Consider the following 4,092-nt stretch of genomic DNA (forward strand, 5'->3'; position numbering starts at 1 on the left):
TTTGTCTCCCGTCGCCGCCCGCGGCCCCCCCCCCCCCCCCCCCCCCCCGGGGGGGGCCCCCCCCCCCCCGCTGCGACCGGACTCAGACCGGGCCGCGCCGCCCCGGGAAAACCTCAAGCGTCACCCCCGCCGCCTCCAGAGACGCCCGCACGTGGCGCGCGATCTCGAGCGCGGTCTTGCCGTCGCCATGCAGGCAGATCGTGTCCACCGCCGCCGGGATGTGCTTGCCGCTCTCGGTGATGATCGCGCCCGCCTGCACCATCGCCACCATCCGGCGCGCGGCAAGTTCGGCATCATGGATCACCGCGCCCGGCAGCGACCTGTCGACCAGCGTGGCATCGTCGTTATAGGCCCGGTCGGCAAAGATCTCGCCCGCCCAGCGGCAGCCAAGCGCCTCGACAGCACGCTGCTGCGCCGTGGCCGCCAGCACCATCACGATGATCTCGGGATCGACCGAGAGCGCCCCCTCGTAGGCCGCCCGCGCCATCGCCTCGTCCGCCGAGCACATATTGGCCAGCGCCCCGTGCAGCTTCAGGTGCCGCACCTCTCCGCCGGCGGCGTGGGCCATCGCCCGCGCCGCGCCGAACTGGTAGGCCACGAGGTTGCGCAGGCTGTCGTGCGAGAGCGTCATTTTGCGCCGCCCGAAGCCCTGCAGGTCGGGAAAGCCCGGATGCGCCCCGATGCCGGTGCCACGCGCCACCGCCGTCGCCATGGTCTGCGCCATCACGTCCGGGTCGCCGGCATGGAAGCCGCAGGCGATATTGGCCGAGGTAATGACCTCGAGCAGCTCTGCATCCTGCCCCATCACCCAGGGGCCGAAGCTCTCGCCCATATCCGCGTTGAGATCCACCGATGTCATGTGAAAGCCTTTCTCAATGGTCGTGATGATCGCCGCTGGAGAACCCGCTCACCAGCTTGTGCGACAGAAGATCAGGGACATCGCCCGGGTGCCGCACCACCGGCTCCACCCGGCGGCGCAGCTCGGCCATGTGGCGACGATAGCCTGCCTCGACCGTCAGCGCCTCCTCGAGCGAGATCCAGCGAAACCGCAGCCGCGCCCCCGCCGGGGCCTGCGCCACGCGCGGCAGGTCGGCGGGGATCACCGTGGCCAGCCGCGGGTAGCCGCCGGTGGTCTGGCTCTCGGCCATCAGCACGAAGGGCGCGCCGTCGCCGGTCATCTGGATGTCGCCGGGCGAGATCACCTCCGAGACCACCGAGAGCCCGCCCTCGACGCCGTAGCCCTCGCCATCGGGGTTCACCTTCACGCCCATGCGGTTGGCGCGGTTGTCGCGGGTGAAGCCCTCCTCGCCGAAGCGCGCGCGCTGCGCCTCGGAAAACATCGCCGTCTGCAGGCTCGCCACAACCCGCAGCGTGCCGCCGTTGAAACGCTCCTCGACCGCGAGCTTGCGCCCGGTCTCGCCGCCCCGGTCCGGCCCCACGGCCAGCCGCGCCCCGGCCTCGACCGGCCCGCCGAGCCCGGCGGTCAGATGCGCCGATTGCGCACCGAGGATCTCTGGCTCGGCGAAGCCGCCGCCGACGCTGAGATAGCCATAGGCGCCACTGGTCACCGGCCCGATCTCCAGCACCGCGCCGGCAGGCAGCAGATGCGAGGCGTGCCAGAGCAGCGGCGCGCCGTCGAGCGTGGCGCGCATCGGCGCGCCGGTCAGCGCGATGCGCATGTCCTCGCTGGCCTCGAAGCGCCCGCCGAGGCCACCCATCTCCAGCGCCGCCCCCACCGGCTGCCCCAGCAGCGCCGCGCCCTCGGCCAGCGCCAGCCGGTCCATCGCCCCGCCGCGCGACAGCCCGTAGGTGATCCAGCCCGGACGGCCCTCGTCCTGCAAGCTCAGCGCCGGCCCCGCGCGGTGCACGATCAGCGCCCGGCTCATGCCAGCGGCTCCCAGCTCGCGCCGCCACCCGGCGCCCCGCGCAACGCCTCGAATTCCGCCTCGCTCACCGCCGGAAACATCACCTCGTCCCCCGGTGCCAGCAGGAACGGCCGCTCATCGCCAAGCCGGAACAGCTCCGCCGCGGTCTGCCCGACATGGCGCCAGCCGGTGGGCGCGGTCACGCCAAAGAGCACCAGCTGCCGGATCGCCAGCACCAGCGCGCCCTTCGGCACCTTCGGCGTCAGCGCCGACTGGCGCGGAATATTCCAGACCTCCGGCAGCAGCCCGAGATAGGGCTGCCCCGGCGCAAAGCCCAGGGCCGTCACCCGCACCCGCGCCTCCGACAGCATCTCTACCGCCGCCGCTTCAGAGAGCCCCGCCTCCGACGCCGCCTCGCCCAACTGCGGTGCCAGCGCGCCGCCATAGACCGTCGGGATGCGATGCAGCCGTCGCCCTCCGGGCAGCTCGGCCAGCAACCAGTCGCGCGCGGCCATCAGCGCCCGCAGCCGCGCCTCGAGCTCGTCATGGGATAGCGCCAGCGGATCGAAGCGCAGGTAGCACGAGACCAGCGAGGACGAGCTCTCCGACACCCCGTCCCAGCCCGCACGCGCGACCTCGGCACGAAAGGCGATGGCGGCGCGGTTCGCCGCCTCCTCCAGCCGATCACCGAAGCTTACCAGCATGCCGTCGATGCCGGCGGTGCGGATGATCGGAAAGCCGGTCTGATCCAGCGCCATCATGCTCGGTCCTTCACGAGAAAACTCGTTCGAGTGTTAACAAACCCCGCGCCCACCGCAAGCCACCCGCGCCCCTGTCTTCTTCTGGCCGGAAATATCCCGGGGTGAATGCCGTCCCTCGGGCGGCAGAGGGGCAGCGCCCCTCCCCCTCCCCGGCGGCACCACGTGGCGCATGGGCGCGCCCGGCGCAACGTGCTACATCCCACCCCGACCAATCCCGGAGCCCGCCGATGAAGACCCCGTCCCTGCCCCTCACCCGCGACCTCGTGCTGATCGGCGGCGGCCACAGCCACGCGCTGGTGCTGCGCATGTGGGGCATGGATCCGCTGCCCGGGGCGCGGCTCACCGTGATCAACCCCGGCCCCACCGCGCCCTATTCCGGCATGCTGCCCGGCTTCGTCGCCGGGCATTACGACCGCGACGCGCTGGATATCGATCTGGTGAAACTCGCCCGCTTCGCCGGCGCCCGGGTGATCCTCGGCGCCGCCGCCGGCATCGACCTCGCCGCGCGCGAGATCCACGTGCCCGGCCGCCCGCCCATCGGCTTCGACGTGGCCTCGATCGACATCGGCATCACCTCCGCCATGCCCGACCTGCCGGGCTTTGCCGACCATGCCATTCCCGCCAAGCCCCTCGGCCCCTTCGCCGAGGCCTGGCAACGCTACCGCGACGCAGACGGACCCGCCTCCGTCGCGGTGATCGGCGGCGGCGTCGCCGGGGCCGAGCTTGCCGCCGCGATGGCCTTCGCGCTGAGAACGCGCGCCCGCGCGGCCGAAGTCCACCTCGTCGACAATGGCACCGCGCTCTCCGCCCTGCGCCCGCAGGCCGCAACCAGGCTGCGCGCCGCGCTCACCGCGCAAGGCGTCACCCTGCACGAAGACGCAACGATCACAGAGGTCACTGCGGAAGGCCTGCGCCTCGCAGACGGGCGCCACATCGAGGCCCAGTTCATCACCGGCGCCGCCGGCGCCCGCCCGCATGGCTGGCTGTCGCAAACCGGCCTCGCGCTCCACGAGGGTTTCGTCACCGTCGCACCGACGCTGCAAAGCTCCGATCCCGACATCTTCGCCACCGGCGACTGCGCCCACATGGCCGAGACCCCGCGCCCCAAGGCCGGGGTCTACGCCGTGCGCCAGGCCCCGATCCTCTTCGACAACCTCCGCAAGCGGCTCTCCGGCGAGGGCACGCCCCGCCCCTACCGGCCGCAGCGCGACTATCTCAAGCTGATCTCGCTGGGCGAGAAATCCGCCCTCGCCGACCGTTTCGGCCTCGCCCTCTCCGGCCCCGCCATGTGGCGCTGGAAAGACCATATCGACCAGAAATTCATGGACCGCTTCCGCGACCTGCCGCAGATGGCCCCGCCGCCGCTGCCAAGCCCGCGCGCCGCCGGCAGCCGGGAGGCGCTCGGCGACAAGCCGATGTGCGGCGGCTGCGGCGCCAAGGTCGGGCGCGACGCGCTCTCCGCCGCG

The 4,092-nt window shown here is 72.5% G+C and carries 4 protein-coding genes; 1 reads left to right on the forward strand and 3 read right to left on the reverse strand.

Annotated features, from left to right (window positions below; translation table 11 throughout):
* Positions 1–82 precede the first annotated feature (82 nt).
* From AC6RA4_RS23740 to AC6RA4_RS23750, 3 genes are read right to left on the reverse strand one after another with little or no spacing between them, the layout of a single operon-like run.
* Positions 83–859 carry a LamB/YcsF family protein gene (locus AC6RA4_RS23740; RefSeq protein WP_500164509.1) on the reverse strand — a complete coding sequence of 259 codons (777 nt, stop codon included), beginning with the start codon at positions 857–859 and terminating at the stop codon, positions 83–85.
* 13 nt (positions 860–872) lie between these two features.
* Positions 873–1,886, reverse strand: a complete 1,014-nt coding sequence (locus AC6RA4_RS23745) for a 5-oxoprolinase subunit C family protein (protein WP_500164511.1) — start codon at positions 1,884–1,886, stop codon at positions 873–875.
* Positions 1,883–2,623 (reverse strand): 5-oxoprolinase subunit B family protein, encoded by a 741-nt coding sequence (locus tag AC6RA4_RS23750; RefSeq protein WP_500164515.1) that lies wholly within the window; start codon positions 2,621–2,623, stop codon positions 1,883–1,885. The genes AC6RA4_RS23745 and AC6RA4_RS23750 overlap by 4 nt, the downstream gene beginning before the upstream one ends.
* Positions 2,624–2,853: 230 nt before the next feature.
* Between AC6RA4_RS23750 and AC6RA4_RS23755 the strand changes: the two genes are divergently transcribed.
* On the forward strand, positions 2,854–4,092 hold a 1,239-nt coding region (locus AC6RA4_RS23755), incomplete at its 3' end, for an FAD-dependent oxidoreductase (protein ID WP_500164513.1).

It is taken from the genome of Salipiger sp., from assembly GCF_059781815.1.

What these genes read in the sequence shown, in the direction of transcription:
- AC6RA4_RS23740 (WP_500164509.1), bottom strand. Translation starts at nt 859, where the DNA reads ATGACATCGGTGGATCTCAACGCGGATATGGGCGAGAGCTTCGGCCCC.
- AC6RA4_RS23745 (WP_500164511.1), bottom strand. Translation starts at nt 1,886, where the DNA reads ATGAGCCGGGCGCTGATCGTGCACCGCGCGGGGCCGGCGCTGAGCTTG.
- AC6RA4_RS23750 (WP_500164515.1), bottom strand. Translation starts at nt 2,623, where the DNA reads ATGGCGCTGGATCAGACCGGCTTTCCGATCATCCGCACCGCCGGCATC.